Source organism: Streptomyces luteolifulvus, assembly GCF_008806595.1.
Taxonomy (GTDB): Bacteria; Actinomycetota; Actinomycetes; order Streptomycetales; family Streptomycetaceae; genus Streptomyces; species Streptomyces luteolifulvus.
This window is the reverse complement of the sequence record NZ_VZRB01000006.1, coordinates 262,076-276,482: the sequence shown is the minus strand read 5'-3', so window position 1 is coordinate 276,482 and position 14,407 is coordinate 262,076. Positions and strand designations below refer to the sequence as shown.

General features: G+C 69.6%; 14 protein-coding genes. 11 read left to right on the top strand and 3 right to left on the bottom strand.

Annotation, left to right across the window (positions count from 1 at the left end; genetic code table 11):
* Window positions 1-23: 23 nt before the first annotated feature.
* Complete coding sequence (locus tag F7R91_RS11775; RefSeq protein ID WP_150947367.1) at window positions 24-548, top strand: hypothetical protein; 525 nt, start codon at window positions 24-26, stop codon at window positions 546-548.
* On the opposite strand, the gene F7R91_RS11770 is transcribed toward F7R91_RS11775, so the two are convergent.
* From F7R91_RS11770 to F7R91_RS11760, 3 genes are all read right to left on the bottom strand, one after another.
* The gene (locus F7R91_RS11770; RefSeq protein ID WP_331000553.1) at window positions 506-1,414 is read right to left on the bottom strand and encodes a hypothetical protein; all 909 of its coding nucleotides are present in this window, start codon (window positions 1,412-1,414) and stop codon (window positions 506-508) included. The two genes, F7R91_RS11775 and F7R91_RS11770, sit on opposite strands and share 43 nt — an antisense overlap.
* Before the next feature lie 10 nt (window positions 1,415-1,424).
* Window positions 1,425-2,783 (bottom strand): M14 family metallopeptidase, encoded by a 1,359-nt coding sequence (locus F7R91_RS11765; protein WP_150947365.1) that lies wholly within the window; start codon window positions 2,781-2,783, stop codon window positions 1,425-1,427.
* 240 nt (window positions 2,784-3,023) lie between these two features.
* Entirely contained in the window at window positions 3,024-4,703 is a 1,680-nt protein-coding gene (locus tag F7R91_RS11760; protein ID WP_225320605.1) for a chitinase, read from the bottom strand.
* A 333-nt stretch (window positions 4,704-5,036) separates the two neighbouring features.
* Between F7R91_RS11760 and F7R91_RS11750 the strand changes: the two genes are divergently transcribed.
* The 10 genes from F7R91_RS11750 (at window position 5,037) to F7R91_RS11705 (ending at window position 14,394) form a co-directional block, all read left to right on the top strand.
* Window positions 5,037-5,918, top strand: a complete 882-nt coding sequence (locus F7R91_RS11750) for a hypothetical protein (RefSeq protein ID WP_191971456.1) — start codon at window positions 5,037-5,039, stop codon at window positions 5,916-5,918.
* A gap of 76 nt (window positions 5,919-5,994) precedes the next feature.
* The gene (cpaB, locus tag F7R91_RS11745; RefSeq protein WP_150947358.1) at window positions 5,995-6,702 is read left to right on the top strand and encodes a Flp pilus assembly protein CpaB; all 708 of its coding nucleotides are present in this window, start codon (window positions 5,995-5,997) and stop codon (window positions 6,700-6,702) included.
* Between the two features lie 9 nt (window positions 6,703-6,711).
* On the top strand, window positions 6,712-7,968 hold the full coding sequence (locus tag F7R91_RS11740) for an AAA family ATPase (protein WP_150947356.1): 1,257 nt from the start codon (window positions 6,712-6,714) through the stop codon (window positions 7,966-7,968).
* Window positions 7,969-7,971: 3 nt separating this feature from the next.
* Window positions 7,972-8,376, top strand: a complete 405-nt coding sequence (locus F7R91_RS11735; protein ID WP_150947354.1) for a TadE/TadG family type IV pilus assembly protein — start codon at window positions 7,972-7,974, stop codon at window positions 8,374-8,376.
* The gene (locus tag F7R91_RS11730) at window positions 8,360-8,746 is read left to right on the top strand and encodes a TadE/TadG family type IV pilus assembly protein (RefSeq protein WP_150947351.1); all 387 of its coding nucleotides are present in this window, start codon (window positions 8,360-8,362) and stop codon (window positions 8,744-8,746) included. The genes F7R91_RS11735 and F7R91_RS11730 overlap by 17 nt, the downstream gene beginning before the upstream one ends.
* A 10-nt stretch (window positions 8,747-8,756) precedes the next feature.
* A complete protein-coding gene (locus F7R91_RS11725; protein ID WP_150947349.1) occupies window positions 8,757-10,094 on the top strand; it encodes a CpaF family protein in 1,338 nt (445 codons plus the stop codon).
* A gap of 14 nt (window positions 10,095-10,108) precedes the next feature.
* A complete protein-coding gene (locus F7R91_RS11720; protein ID WP_150947347.1) occupies window positions 10,109-11,053 on the top strand; it encodes a type II secretion system F family protein in 945 nt (314 codons plus the stop codon).
* Between the two features lie 13 nt (window positions 11,054-11,066).
* Entirely contained in the window at window positions 11,067-11,954 is an 888-nt protein-coding gene (locus tag F7R91_RS11715; protein ID WP_150947345.1) for a DUF5936 domain-containing protein, read from the top strand.
* Window positions 11,955-12,079: 125 nt separating this feature from the next.
* Complete coding sequence (locus tag F7R91_RS11710) at window positions 12,080-13,552, top strand: sensor histidine kinase (protein WP_150947521.1); 1,473 nt, start codon at window positions 12,080-12,082, stop codon at window positions 13,550-13,552.
* The gene (locus F7R91_RS11705) at window positions 13,549-14,394 is read left to right on the top strand and encodes a response regulator transcription factor (RefSeq protein ID WP_150947343.1); all 846 of its coding nucleotides are present in this window, start codon (window positions 13,549-13,551) and stop codon (window positions 14,392-14,394) included. The genes F7R91_RS11710 and F7R91_RS11705 overlap by 4 nt, the downstream gene beginning before the upstream one ends.
* Window positions 14,395-14,407: the final 13 nt, after the last annotated feature.

The following is a 14,407-nucleotide window of genomic DNA, read 5'->3' as shown; positions in this document are numbered from 1 at the left end:
ATTGTCGACCATACTGCCTTGCTGTGGAGCAGCGCATCAGTTCTAGCAACCAGCCCCTGGAGGGCGCCGGTTTCGACCCGGCCTTCATCCCCGGGCTCGTGAAGCCGGAGAACGAAGAGGCGGACACGACGGCGGAGCCCGAGGCCCCGGCCGACGGGAAGGACGTCTCCGAGGAGCCCGTCTCCGCGGAGGACGGGGCCCCGGACGAGTCCGAGGCCCCGGAGGAGTCCGAGGAGCCCGCCGACGGCCCCGCCTTCGAGGCCTCCGACCGCAGGGCGAAGATCGTCGCCGACAGCAAGGGCGTCCGGCTCACCCTGGACGACCAGGAGTGCGAGTTCCGCTGGGACGAGATCGGCGCGGTCGAGACGGAGTCCCCCCGCTTCGGCAAGCGGTTCACCGTCACGGTCCACACCCCGGACCGCCGCTGGTACCCGATCGAGATCGAGGCGACGGCCAGAGCGCGCTTCCCGGAGTGGGAGCAGGAGTTGGACGCGGTCCTGGACGCCTACTTCGAGGACGCCGACCAGCCGGCTCCGGGTGCCTCGTAGACGGGCGACGGTGCGGTCCGTGCCCGAGTGACGGCGTCGTGGAGGGCCTTCGGGTCGTCCGCGTGCAGCCTGATCAGCCGTACGGGGCGGGGCGCGCCGAGCAGTCGCGGCGCGTCGACCGGCTCCGTCAGTTCGAGGGTGACGGAGGTCTGCGAGCCGACGTCCAGGTTCAGCTCGCCGTCCGCCTTCTCGTGGGTGAACCGCGTTTCGCGCCGGACACGGACGATCCGGTCGAGCGGCACACGGACGTCGACGTGGGCCGCCTGCCGGACGCGCAGGACACCGTCGGCGAGCACGTGCGGCCGGGTGACGGAGGCCGCGTGCAGACCGACGACGAAGAGGACGGTGTAGACGTCCAGGACGAGCACCACGGCGTGCACGACGGGCCAGTGGGCGGGCAGGAACGACATGCCGACGGTCTCGACCAGGCACACGAACGCAAAGCCGTACATCATGGGGGCCTGGTCGCGGGCGTGCGGGAAGACCGCGCCGGCCCCCTCGACGCCGTGCGGGCGGCGGGCGACCCACCGGACCAGGCTCGTCATGAGCCGCAGTTCGTGCCCGACGAGCCGCAGCACGGGCTCGGGCACGAGCTCCCCGAGCGCCTCCCGCCGGGAGAGCCCGCGCCGCCGCAGCCGCAGCCAGACGAACGCCTCGGCGCCGAACAGCACCAGCATGAGCAGTTCGCCGCCGAGCAGGACGGGGCCGGGTATCCGCACCCCGCCGATCAGACAGACGGCGAGCACGAGCTCGGCGGGCAGCGCGGCGTACGCGACGGCGCGCAGCCCCCGCAGGACCCGCCCCCGTGGCGGGGAGGCGGGCCGGGGCAGGGCCACCCGGGTCTTGGGAGCCGTCAGCTTCCCCACCTCGTGACCGCTAACTGCAGTACTGGGCCTCCTTGCCGATGGACCGGTACATACAGTCCGCGTTCTCCAGCAGTTGCAGCACCGCATCCCGGTTCCGTGAGGTCTCCCGCTCGATGACCTCGTCGGGCGGGTAGAACCCACCCCCGGAGCCGGACCGCGGATACATCTCGAAGGTGTACGAGAAGATCTTGTGCGCACCCCAGAGATAGTCGTCGATCGACCCGTCGGTGATGTACAGGTCGCTCGCCTGCTCCGGCGTGTACCCGTTGCTCGCGGCCATCTTCTCCCCGACCGTCCTGAAGGCGTTGTAGTCGTCCGCCGTCATCCCGGTCGTCGTGTTGGCGTAGGTGTACCCGAACGGCCACAGCACCAGTTCGCTGTACGTGTGGAAGTCGATCCCGGCGGTGATCTGCTGCTTGCCGCCCACGACCCGGCCGCGCACGAAGTCGGAGACCACCTTCACCTCGGGCGCCGACTCGGGGGCGGTGCCCCGGTACGTCTCCGAGGACTTCGATCCCGAGGACCCGCCGCAGCAGCCCCACTTGTAGTTCCAGTTCCGGTTCAGGTCCGTACCGACGTACGACGAACCGGAGTTGGGCTGACGGTTCTTGCGCCACGACCGGTACGAGCCGGTGGCGATGTCGTACTCGCCGCCGTCCGGGTTGAGGTCGGGCACGATCCAGATCTCACGGCTGTTGACCATGCCGGTCACGCGGGAGTCGCTGCCGTAGCCGGCTCCCAGCTCGCGCAGCAGATACAGCGCCATCTCCACCGTCAGATGCTCACGGGCGTGCTGGTGGAAGGTGAACAGGACCTCCGGCTCGTTCTCGTCGGTGGCGACGTTGTCGCTGATCTTGATGGCGACGATGTCCCGGCCCTGGTACGACTTGCCGATGACCCGCCTGCTCATGATGCTCGGATAGGCCGCGAGCCGTGTGCCGATCTCCGAGGTCATCTCGGCGTAGTTGTGGTACTTCGAGTCGGCCGAGGGGAAGTCGTAGAGCCGTAAGTCGTCCGCGTCGGTGGACCGGTCCGGGGCCGAGCCCAGCAGCGTGACCTCGTACCCCTGTTGGCGCAGTTTCCTGACCTGTGCCGCGCGCCCGGAGACGACGACGGTCTCCTCGTCGGCCTCGTCCACGCTCACCCCGGACCGGGCGATGGCGGTGCGGGTGACCGGGGTGTTGTGGTCGACGTGGATCTCGTACTGGCGGATGTCGTCGGAGGAGGGTGCCGCCTTGCGGGTGCTGTCGGCGCTGGCGTCGGTCGCCGTCGCGGAGAGGGGGGCTGCGAGGGCGAGGGCCATCAGCGCGGCGAGGGCGGCGGTTCGTCTCCCGCCTCGGACGCCCGGGCCTTGTGTGCGAAGTCGCATGAAGTCTCCTTGTGTCTCCAGGGATTCCGGGGTCTCCGGAAGTGGGGAGTGGAGTCGAGTGGAGTGTGGGGGGTGGTTCAGCGACGTGCTGGTGCGGGTGCCGCTCATCGTGCGCTCGTGGCATGAGCAGGTCAAGGCTGTTTCCGGGCCTTCGTCGGACGGAGGCCCGCCGACCCGGTCATGCGCACGCCCCTGCCCTCGTCAGCGGGAGCAGGGGCGTGCACGGTCGGTGACTCTCGGCTACGGCAGCCCGTGCACGTGCGGCCCCACCGCGTTCGACCAGGCGTTGCCCGCCGTCGCGTCCCAGTTGGTCGACCAGGTCATGGCGCCCCGCAGGTCCGGATAGGTCTTCGACGGCTTGAAGGTCCCGCAGCCGGTTCCCTTCGTCAGGCAGTCCAGCGCGTTGTTCACCACGCTCGGTGACACATAGCCGCTGCCCGCGCCGCGCGTCGAGGCCGGCAGGCCGAGGCCCACCTGGGACGGGGACAGCCCGCCCTCCAGCTGGATGCAGGCCAGTGCCGTGAGGAAGTCGACGGACCCCTGGCTGTACACCTTGCCGTCGCAGCCCAGCATCGAACCGCTGTTGTAGTACTGCATATTGACGACCGTGAGGATGTCCTTCACGTTCAGCGCGGTCTGGAAGTACGCGTTCGACGTCGACTGCATGTCGATGGTCTGCGGCGCCATCGTGAGCACGAGGGACGGTCCGGCCTTCGCGGCCAGCGCCCGCAGGGCCTGCGTCATGTAGGTCGCGTTGAGGCCGTTCTCCAGGTCGATGTCGACGCCGTCGAAGCCGTACGTCTGCATCAGGGAGTGGACCGAGTTCGCGAAGTTCGTCGCGGACGCCGAGTCGTTCACCGACACCGTGCCGCGTTCACCGCCGACCGAGACGATGACCTTCTTCCCGGCCGCCTGCTTCGCCCTGATGTCCGCCTTGAACTGGTCGACCGTGTAGCCGCCGAGGCCTGCGGAGTCCAGGTTGAAGGTCACGGCACCCGGCGTCGTGGTCGCATCCGCGAAGGCCACGGCGATGATGTCGTACTGGGCCGAGACGTCCGAGATCTTCTGGACGGTCGCCCCGTTGTTGAAGTTCTGCCAGTAGCCCGTGACGGCATGCTTCGGCAGCGTCCCGCCGCCCCCGCCGCCCGGCGTCGTCGTCCCCGTCACCGCAGCCGACTTCGCCGACTCACCCGCCGAGTTGGTCGCGGTGACCTGGAAGGAGTACGAGGTCGAGGCCGCGAGGCCGGTCACCGTCGCCGAGGTGCCCGACACCGCCGTCACCTTCGTACCGTTGCGGTAGACGTTGTACCCCGTCGCGCCGGAGACGGTGTTCCATCCCAGCGAGACGGAGGACGAGCTCGTGCCCGTCACCGTCAGGCCGGCCGGGGCCGCCGGGATCGTCGGCGCGGGGTCGCCGCCTCCGCCGCCGTCGGGGCCGTGGACCGACACGTCGTCGGCGTAGTAGGCGGGCTGGCCGTACCAGCCGTGCGTGTACACCGTCACCGATGTCGTCGAAGCGCCCGTGGTGAACGTGGTCGTCAGCTGCTTCCAGGACGTGGAGTCCGGGGTCCAGGTCGACACATCCGTGGTGCCCGTGCCGGTCGCGCCCAGATAGGCGTAGCCACCCTGCACCCAGGTGCTCAGCGTGTAGGTCGAGCTGGGCTTGACGGCCACCGTCTGGGTGCACCGGGCGTTGTCCTGGCCGGCCGGCGTCGCCTTCAGCGCGGCCGAACCGCCGTGCACCGGGGAGGAGACGGTCGTACCGCTGCCCGCGGAACAGGTCCAGTTGCTCAGGCCGGACTCGAAGCCGGCGTTCTTGGCGTTGTTGACGTCCACGGCGGACGCCTGGCCCATGCCCGCGAAGCAGAGGGCGAGGGCGCCGAGGACGGCCCCCACCCATCTGCGGGTGGGTCTGGGCATGCCTGGTGCGCGGTCCACTGAAGCCTCCGAGTGGGGGAGAGAGACGAGGAACGGTGGCCACCGCTGCCGTATAAGTTGGTCCAGACCAATTCAACTGTCAAGAGGTTCAGTCCAATTCACCTGTCACCCCATCTGTGAGGGAATCCACCCCTTCGAACTCCCGGAAGGCGAACAACAGAAGAAGGAAGTCAAAGAAACGCTGTTCTCCGGTCATACGGGCGTGGTTACAGTGCTGAGGTAGTCACGCAGTGAAGTCATCCGGGTGTGCCGGAGTAACACCGGTGGGACCCACGGGCAGGGAACGGGGAGCTGGGCGTGCCAACTGCCATTGCCGTGACCAGCGCCGACCTGGCGCTGCCGCCGCAGGACGAGCGAACCATGCCCGCCGTTGTGCTGCCGGATCTCGGCACCCAGCCGCTCGAACAGTCGCTGGCCACCCTCCAGTCGCTGACCGACCAGCACGGGCATGTGATCGTCGTCTGCTCGAAGGCCGTCTCCGAGGGGGTGGCGCGCCGGCTGCACACCGTCCGTTCCCTCCTGGAGAGCGACCGCATAGCCCTGTTCCGGCCAGATCTGCCCCCGCTCGGACTCGCCGTCCTGGCCCGCCAGTTACGCCAGCTCGCGTCCTGCGACCTCAGCCCCGGCGTTCTCGCCTGCGCCGGACGGCTGCTCACCCACTACCTCCACGCCGGGGCGCTCCTCGGCTCCGTCGCGAGGCTCGACCGGGTCCCCGTCGGCCTCACCTCGCACGCCAAGTCCTGGGTGCCCGGCAGCCAGTTCGCCGTACTCGCCCATCCGGTACCGCAGTTGGCACGGATCGGCCACGAAACCACCCTCGCCGGACCGGAGTTCGCCACCTCGATGCTGGTCGCCAAGGGCCAGCTCCAGTCCGACTGGATCACCGCGACCCTGGCCAAGGCCTGGAACGTCCAGGGACTGCGCGAGACCCCGCTGCCGGCCGAGTCACCGCAGTGGTGGGGGACCGGCAGACTGATCGAGTTCTGCACGTTCCTGCCCGACCTGTCGGTGCTCTACCAACTGGTCGCCTCCGTACGGCAGTCCGTCTGCCACTGGTGCGGCATCGACGTCATCGGCGACCGCTGCGTCTTCTGTTCCGCGACCGCCCCGTCCCTGGCACCCACGTCATCCGCGTCATCCACGTCTTTCGCGTCATCCGCCTCATCCGTGCACGAGAACCAGCTGCCCGCCGGCTGAGCCGCCCTGGCCGCCACCCCGCCACCCCGCACCCCGACTCCGCTCGACCGAAACCCCCAATGAGGTTGTACGGTTCATGAACTCCCGTCAGCGCCGCGGCGTGATACTCCTGCTTCTGTCGGTCCTGTGCGCCCTCGCCGCGTTCGCCGGCGTGCTGTCCGTCATCAGCGACGTGAAGTCCAAGGTCGGCCCCGAAGTCACCGCCTACCGGCTGAAGTCGAAGGTGGAGCCGTACACCCGCCTCACCCCGGACCAGTTCGAGAAGATCAGGATGCCCGAGCGCTGGCTGTCGGCCACCGCGGTCACCGACCTCTCCGAGATCCGCGGCAAGATCGCGGTCACCATGCTGCGCGAGGGCTCCCTGCTGCAGAGCGACATGATCGTCGATCAGCCCGCCCTGCAGCCCGGGCAGCAGGAGGTCGCCATCATGATCGATGCGGCGACCGGCGTAGCCGGCAAGATCACGCCGGGCTCCACCGTCAACGTGTACGCCACCTTCGAGGGACAGCGGGAGGGTGATCCCGACCTGTCGAAGATCATCGTAACCAATGCCAAAGTCCTCGACGTCGGCAGGCTGACCCCGCTCGAACCCGACGACAACCACCGGAACCGGGAGCTCACCGAGGCCGTCCCGATCACCTTCGCGCTCTCCACCGCCGATGCCCAGCGCATCACGTACGCCGAGTCGTTCGCCCAGCGGGTCCGGCTCGCGCTGGTCGCGCCGGGCGGGCCCACGACCGTCCCGGAACAGGACCGCACGTACGAACTCGCGAAGGACAAGTGAGAGCCCGCCATGCCCACGAGGATCCTGCCGGCAGTCGGCGACGCGGACGCGGTCCGCTCCCTCACGACACTGCTCAGCCAGCTCCCCGACGCCGAGCCGGTGGCCCCGGTGGCCGACTCCACCCAGCTCATCGACACCCTCGCCCGCCTCGCCGCCGAATCCATCGACGAGCTGCCCGAGGTCGTCGTCGTCCACGAGCGCATCGGCCCGGTCCCGGCCCTGGAACTCATCCGTGAAGTGGCCCTGCGCTTCCCGGCCGTGGGCGTCATCCTCGTCACCTCGGACGCCGGTCCCGGCCTCTTCCAGGCCGCCATGGACTACGGCGCCCGCGGTCTGATCGCCCTCCCCCTCGGCTACGAAGAACTGGCCAGCCGCGTCCAGGCGGTCGCCCAGTGGTCGGTGGGCGTACGGCGTCATCTGGGCGCCGGGGGCGATGTGTTCACCGGAGCCGGCGGCACCGTCGTCACGGTGAGCGGCGCCAAGGGAGGGGTCGGCGCGACCTTCACGGCGATCCAGCTCGCCCTTGCCGCCCAGGCGTCGGGCCGCGGCACCGCACTGGTCGACATGGACCTCCAGACCGGCGACATCGCCTCCTACCTCGATGTCCAGTTCCGCCGCTCCGTGCTGGACCTGGCGGCCATCACCGACATCTCACCGCGCGTCCTCGCCGACGCCGTCTTCCGCCACGACAGCGGGGTCGCGCTGCTGCTCGCCCCCGGCGAGGGCGAACGCGGCGAGGACGTCACCGACCGGGCCGCCCGCCAGATCGTCAGCGCCCTGCGCTCCCGCTACGAGGTCGTCGTCGTCGACTGCGGCGCCCAGCTCGGCGGCGCGGGAGCCGCCGCGGTGGAAATGGCAGACACGGCCCTGCTGGTCACCACCCCGGACGTGCCGGCGGTCCGCGGCGCCAAACGCACGGTCCGCATGTGGGACCGGCTCCAGATCCGCAAGGCGGAGGAGACGACGGTGCTCGTCAACCGCTACTCCCGTGGTACGGAGATCCAGCCCCCGCTGATCCAGAAGATCACCGGCACGGCGGTCGCCGCCACCGTGGTCCCGTCCGCCTTCAAGGAACTCCAGAGCGTGGTGGACGCGGGCAGAATCCACGAGCTGGACAGCAGAAGCACGGTGAAGCAGGCCCTGTGGGGCCTGGCCGGCGAACTGGGGCTGGTCAAGGTCCCCGAGGGCGACCGGAAGAGCGGCAGGTTCCGGGGCGGCGACCGGGGATCGGTGAGTTTCCGGCGGCGCAGGGACGGAGGGGGGTAAGGGATGCGGACGCCTTCCCTGGGGTGGCGGCGGGACGAGGGACAGGTCACCGTCGAGTTCCTCGGCATGACCCCGCTGATCGTCGTCACACTGGTCCTGCTGTGGCAGTTCGTGCTGGTGGGGTACACGTTCACGCTCGCGGGAAATGCTGCGGACGAGGCGGTGCGGCAGGGGACCGCGGCGGAGCCGGAGGGCAGACAGGCGGCATGCGAGCGGGCGGGTCTGGACAAGCTCCCGGGGGCGTGGAGCGGCGAGGTGTCCTGCACCACGAGCGACGGCTATGTCACGGCCGACGTCAAGCTCACGGTCCCCGTCCTCTTCCCGGGCGCGATCGGCTTCCCGTTCGGAAAGGTCGAGGGCCACGCCGGCGCCGTAGAGGAGGCGAAGGGACATGCCGTACGACGGTGAAGGCCGCGACCGAGGTCAAGTCGCCCTGGAATACCTCGGGTTCATCCCGATCCTGATCCTGGTCGCCATGGCGGGCGTACAGATCGGGCTGATCGCGTACACCGCGCAGCAGGCGGGGACGGCGGCCCGGGCGGGCGCGCGCAGTGCCTCGCTCCAGGAGAGCGCCCAGCAGGGCTGCCGGACCGCCGTCAGCTCCTGGCTGGCCGACGGCACCGACTGCTCCGACGTCGTGGACGGCGGTGATCAGGTGACCGTCACGGCCACGGTGCAGATCCCGTCCATCGTCCCCGGCTGGACCTTCGACCCCGTCCGCAAGACCGCCACCATGCCGCTCGACCACAAGGACCGACCCATGAGGACCGACCCATGAGGACTTTCCGATGAGCCTGCGGGCGCGCATCAACTCCCCCGAGGAGAACGGCAGCCGGGGCGAGGACGGCCATCTGGTCGCCTCGTACCGGGCCAAGCTCCTCGAGGAGATCGACCTCGCGGAGATGAGTTCGCTGGCGGCGGCCGAGCGCAGGGCCCGCCTGGAGCGGGTGCTCGGGCACATCATCAGCCGGGAGGGCCCCGTCCTGTCGACGGTGGAACGCTCTCAGCTGATCCGCCGGGTCGTCGACGAGGCACTCGGCCTCGGCATCCTGGAACCGCTCCTCGAAGACGCCTCCATCACCGAGATCATGGTCAACGGCCCGGACGCGATCTTCGTCGAACGCGGCGGCCGCGTCGAGCAGTTGCCGCTCCGCTTCCCTTCCCACGACCAGCTGATGCAGACCATCGAGCGGATCGTCTCGACGGTCAACCGCCGGGTGGACGAGTCGAACCCCATGGTCGACGCGCGACTGCCCTCCGGTGAGCGTGTGAACGTCATCATCCCGCCGCTGTCCCTCACCGGCGCCACGCTCACCATCCGCCGCTTCCCACGCTCCTTCACGCTCAGCGAGCTGGTCGGCTTCGGCTCGCTCGACGAGCACATGCTGTACCTGCTGGCCGGCCTGGTGCAGGCGAAGTTCAACATCATCGTCTCCGGAGCGACCGGCACCGGAAAGACGACGCTGCTGAACGCCCTGTCGGGCCTGATCCCGGAGCGCGAACGCATCATCACCATCGAGGACTCGGCCGAACTCCAGCTCCAGCAGGGGCATGTGATCCGGCTGGAGTCGCGCCCGGCGAACGTCGAGGGCCAGGGCCGGGTCACCATCCGCGACCTCGTCCGCAACTCGCTGCGTATGCGCCCCGACCGCATCGTCGTCGGTGAGGTCCGCGGCGGCGAGTCGCTGGACATGCTCCAGGCGATGTCGACCGGCCATGACGGCTCGCTCGCCACCGTCCACGCCAACAGCGCCGAGGACGCGCTGATGCGCCTGAAGACCCTTGCTTCGATGTCCGAGATCGAGATCCCCTTCGCGGCGCTGCACGACCAGATCAACAGCGCGATCGACGTCATCATCCAGCTCACCCGCTTCCCCGACGGCGCCCGCCGCATCACCGAGATCGCGATCCTCGACAGCCACGGCGGCGAGCCCTACCGCCTCGCCACCGTGGCCCGCTTCGACGCCCGGCCCATGACCGCGGACGGCCGGATCTACGGCGCCTTCCAGTACTTCCCGCTCCCGCGCCGCACCGCCGACCGCCTCTACATGGCGAGCCAGCCGATCCCCCAGGCCTTCGGCGTCGCCCAGTCCGCAGAACAACTCGCCACCCGAGAAGCCAGGTAGGTGGGACCGCCCCCATGGAACTCCAGACCCTCGTCACGCTCACCACCGGCATCACGCTGCTGACCTGCGTCCTGGCCGTCGTGGGCGTGCACACCTACGCCAAGGGCAGGGCACAGCGGGCGGCCCTGGTCGACCGCCTCTCGGCCGCCGGCCAGCTCCCGCCCGCCGGCCGCCGGCGCCGCTTCCGCAACCTGGACCGCCGGCTGCGCCGCACACAGCTCGGCAGAAAGCTGGAACTGAGGCTCGCGGCGACGGGCCTGGACGTCACCCCGGGCGAGTTCTTCGCCGCCATGCTCGCCACCGTCGGCGGCCTGTGGCTGATCGGCCAGGCGACCCTCGCGCCCTTCTTCGGCCCGATCGCCGGACTGCTCGGCATCTGGGCGGCGCTCCAGTTCCTCAGCTGGCAGCGTCAGAAACGCATCGAGAAGTTCATCAACCAGCTTCCCGAACTGGCCCGCATCCTGGCCAACGCCACCCACGCAGGCCTCGCCCTGCGCACCGCGATCGGCATGGCGGCGGAGGAACTGGAGGCGCCGGCCGGCGAGGAACTGGGCAAGGTGGCCGACCAGTTGGCCCTCGGTGCGTCGATGGACGACGCGCTCGGCGAACTCGCGGAACGCCTGCCCTCCCGCGAACTGGTCGTCCTGGTCACCACGCTCGTGCTGTCGAACCGGGCCGGCGGCCAAGTGGTGAGCGCCCTGCGCAACCTCACGGAGACACTGGAGGAACGCAAGGAGACGCGACGCGAGGTACGGACCCAGCTGTCGCAGGTGAACATGACCTCGTACGCGGTACCGGTCCTCGGCGTCGGCTCCCTGTTCCTCATGAACGGCGTGAAGGACGGAGCCCTGGACCGTATGACGGGCTCCCCGGTCGGCCAGGGAGCCGTACTCGTCGCCTTCGCGCTGTACGCGGTCGGCTTCGTCCTCATCCGCCGCCTGTCCCGCATTGACGTCTGAGGGGAGGACGGCCATGGGACTCCTGCTGGCGCTCGCCATGGGCTTGAGCATCTGGGGCATCTTCGCCGGCATCCGCATGTACCGGGCGGACACGAAACTCCCCTCCGACCTGGCACTCGCCCTGGAGGTCGGCGCCACCCGCACCGGCGCGGTCGACTCGCTCGTCGACCGCCTCGGCATGCGCTACGCCCCCACGGTGCTCCGCCTGATGGGCCCCCGCCAGGTGGCCAGGTACCGCCGCAAGATCGACCTGGCGGGCAACCCCGGCGGCCTGACCATCGACCGCTACGCGGCCCGGCGCGCGGTCTACGGCGTCCTCGGCGGCGTCGGCTTCCTGGTGTTCCTCTTCCGGGGCAACGTCCTGGTGGCGTTGTTGCTGCTGGCCTTCGGTGCGTTCTGGACGGAGGTCGGCATCTGGTCGGCGATCCGCATCCGCAAGGACGTGATCGAACGAACGCTCCCGGACTTCCTGGACGTGCTGGCAGTGGTCGTGAGTGCCGGACTGGGCTTCCGCCAGGCCCTGGACCGGGTCGCCTCGAAGTACGAGGGCCCCTGGGCCGACGAACTCCGCATCACGCTCCGCCAGATGGACCTCGGCATGAGCCGCCGCCAGGCCTTCGCGGAACTGCGCCGCCGCAACGACTCCGAACAGGTGGCGATGTTCGTGACGGCACTGCAGCAGGGCGAGGAACTGGGCGCACCGATCGTGGACACGCTGGTGGCCCTGGCGAAGGACATGCGCCGCACGGACGCACAGAACGCCCGCCGCAAGGCGGCACGCGCGGTCCCCAAGGCCACGATGATGATCACGACGTTCATGGTCCCCGCAACGATGATCCTGCTGGCCGCAGGCCTGCTCCTGGGCTCCGGCACGGACTTCGGGTCTCTTACGGGGGAGTAGGGGTGGGGGTTGTGGTGATGCGGCGAGTGGGGAGCACGGGGGCGGCGAGGGGGACACGTGCGGCGGGGGTGGCGAGGCTGTGGCGGGTGCGGGGGGTGGACGGTCGGGCGGTGTCGGATGGACGGATGCCGGAGGCGGACGGTCTGGGGGCGACGGCGGAAGGGAAGACGACGGCTGGACGGCCGACAGCGACTGGACGGCTGACAACGATTGGAGGGCCGACAGCGACTGGACGGACAGCCGCCGACGGCGATCAGCCCCCACAGGGGCCACCCGCACCCGACGACGAAAGCAGTACGGGTGGTGCGGGTGGGAACCCAAACCCGGCCGAAGGCCGGGTGGCGCCCAACAACCCACCCGCTCCCGCTCCCGCACCAGAACCCATCCGCCTACAAATCAACGCCCTACAGGCAATGTGCCGCCAAGTCTTCGGCTTCCGCCTCGCCATGATCGCCGTAGCCGCCCCCTCCGCCCTCCTCAACGCCGCCCCCGGCTTGGGCACCCGCGTGGTCAGCGCAGCCGTAATCGTCACCTTCATGGCCTCGTACGCGCTCTTCAGAGACTGGGAACGCTTCGGCCCCCTCCTTCTGCGCCACCCCACCCTCCTGGCCGTGGACACCCTCCTGGGCTCCTTGCTCCTGATCTCCGCGGGCCCGGACACAACCCTCGCCTACGTAAGCGTCTGCACTCCCCTCCTGGCCGGCATCGTCTACAGCTGGCGAGGCGCCGCCGTCTTCGCCTCACTCCAGTCGCTGATCCTCCTCCTCGTGTACGCCACCCTGGAGGGCCCCCACACAGACCTGGCCGAGTCCCTGCTCCTGCCCGGCCTCTGCATCATCACGGGTGCCCTGGGCTCGACCCTGCGCAACCTGATGCTCCGCTTCGGCGAGGCCACGCACGCTTTGACGACCGTCCAGGCCCGCCTGGCCGTAGCGGAGGCGATCAGCGCCGAACGCGCCCGCCTGGCCCGGGAGATGCACGATTCGGTGGCCAAGACGCTTCACGGCGTGGCCCTGGCCGCGGACGGCCTGGCCACGTCGGCGAGCACGGACTGCATGGACCCGGCCCTGGTGAAGCAGCAGGCAGAACTGGTCGCCCGCTCAGCAAGGCGCGCCGCCGCGGAGTCCCGCGAACTCCTGACCGACCTGCGCCGGGAGTCGGACCCGACCCACACCACGGACGTACTCGAAGAACTGGCCGCCCGCACCCGCGACTTCTCCGTCCGAACGGGCCTGCCGACCACATACACCCCGACCTGCGAAGGCACCCCCGGACCCCGGATCCCACCCGCCGTGGCCCGCCACCTCCTCACCATCACCACCGAGGCGATGGAAAACGCCCACCGCCACGCGAACGCCACCCGCGTCGACGTCAGCGCGGGCGTCCACGGCGACCTGCTCCGCATCAGCGTGTACGACAACGGCTGCGGCCTGCCCCCCGGCACCACCCTCGAACACCTCCGCAGAACGGGCCACTTCGGCCTGGTCGGAATGCTCGAACGGGCGGCCTCGGTGGGCGCAGGCCTCCGCATGGGCCGCGGAGACCACACCAGCGGCACGGAGATCAGCCTGGAACTCCCGCTGGCGGCACTGAAATGACCACAGGCAACGACAAGAGAGGAGGCCGTCAGGTGTTACGGATCTTGGTGGCCGACGACAACCCGGTGGTCCGCGCCGGTCTCACGGCCCTCCTCTCCAGCCACCCGGACATCACGGTCGTGGCGGAGGCAACAGACGGCCGGGAGGCGTACGAGGCGGCCCACCGCAACCACCCGGACGTCATCCTCCTGGACGTCCGCATGCCGGGCGTGGACGGCATCTCGGCACTCCCGCACCTGGTACGCATCGCCCCGGTCGTGATGCTCACCTACAGCGGGGAGTCGGACATAGTCGAAGAGGCCCTACGCCGAGGAGCAGGCGGCTACTTGGTCCACGGTGAGTTCACGGCAGACGAACTGACGACAGCCGTACGCGACATCACCAGGGGCAGAGCCCACTTCACTCCCACGGCGGCGGACGCCCTCCTGACCCAGCTCCGCCGGACCCCGAGCGGCGGCCCCCCGCTACCGGAGGGCCTGGGATCGAAAAATGCGATTGCACACGAACTGATCCTCCCACGCATCCCATCTCCGCCCACTTCCCCAGAAAACCTTTCGCAAATGCAACTGGGTATGGGACAGTCGTCGTATGGATGGAGGGGCGACCGTCCGACCACTCCCGACAGGACGCCGTTCCACCTGAGCACGAGGGAGGCGGAGATCATGGACCACATCGCAACGGGCCTGAACAACCAGCAGATCGCCGCCGCCTGCTTCATCAGCGAGAAGACGGTCAAGAACCACATCAACCGCATCTTCGCGAAGCTCCACAGCACAAGCCGAGCGGAAGCCGCCGCCAAGTGGCTGGGCACAGCCCCCTCTTCACCCCGAGGCCTGTCATGACCCGCGATTGGGC

Bases quoted from the DNA above. Each gene is read 5' to 3' on its own strand.
- F7R91_RS11715 (WP_150947345.1), top strand. From the start codon at position 11,067: ATGGGACTCCTGCTGGCGCTCGCCATGGGCTTGAGCATCTGGGGCATC.
- F7R91_RS11765 (WP_150947365.1), bottom strand. From the start codon at position 2,783: ATGCGACTTCGCACACAAGGCCCGGGCGTCCGAGGCGGGAGACGAACC.
- F7R91_RS11725 (WP_150947349.1), top strand. From the start codon at position 8,757: ATGAGCCTGCGGGCGCGCATCAACTCCCCCGAGGAGAACGGCAGCCGG.
- F7R91_RS11740 (WP_150947356.1), top strand. From the start codon at position 6,712: ATGCCCACGAGGATCCTGCCGGCAGTCGGCGACGCGGACGCGGTCCGC.
- F7R91_RS11730 (WP_150947351.1), top strand. From the start codon at position 8,360: ATGCCGTACGACGGTGAAGGCCGCGACCGAGGTCAAGTCGCCCTGGAA.
- cpaB (WP_150947358.1), top strand. From the start codon at position 5,995: ATGAACTCCCGTCAGCGCCGCGGCGTGATACTCCTGCTTCTGTCGGTC.
- F7R91_RS11735 (WP_150947354.1), top strand. From the start codon at position 7,972: ATGCGGACGCCTTCCCTGGGGTGGCGGCGGGACGAGGGACAGGTCACC.
- F7R91_RS11760 (WP_225320605.1), bottom strand. From the start codon at position 4,703: ATGCCCAGACCCACCCGCAGATGGGTGGGGGCCGTCCTCGGCGCCCTC.
- F7R91_RS11705 (WP_150947343.1), top strand. From the start codon at position 13,549: ATGACCACAGGCAACGACAAGAGAGGAGGCCGTCAGGTGTTACGGATC.
- F7R91_RS11720 (WP_150947347.1), top strand. From the start codon at position 10,109: ATGGAACTCCAGACCCTCGTCACGCTCACCACCGGCATCACGCTGCTG.
- F7R91_RS11710 (WP_150947521.1), top strand. From the start codon at position 12,080: ATGCCGGAGGCGGACGGTCTGGGGGCGACGGCGGAAGGGAAGACGACG.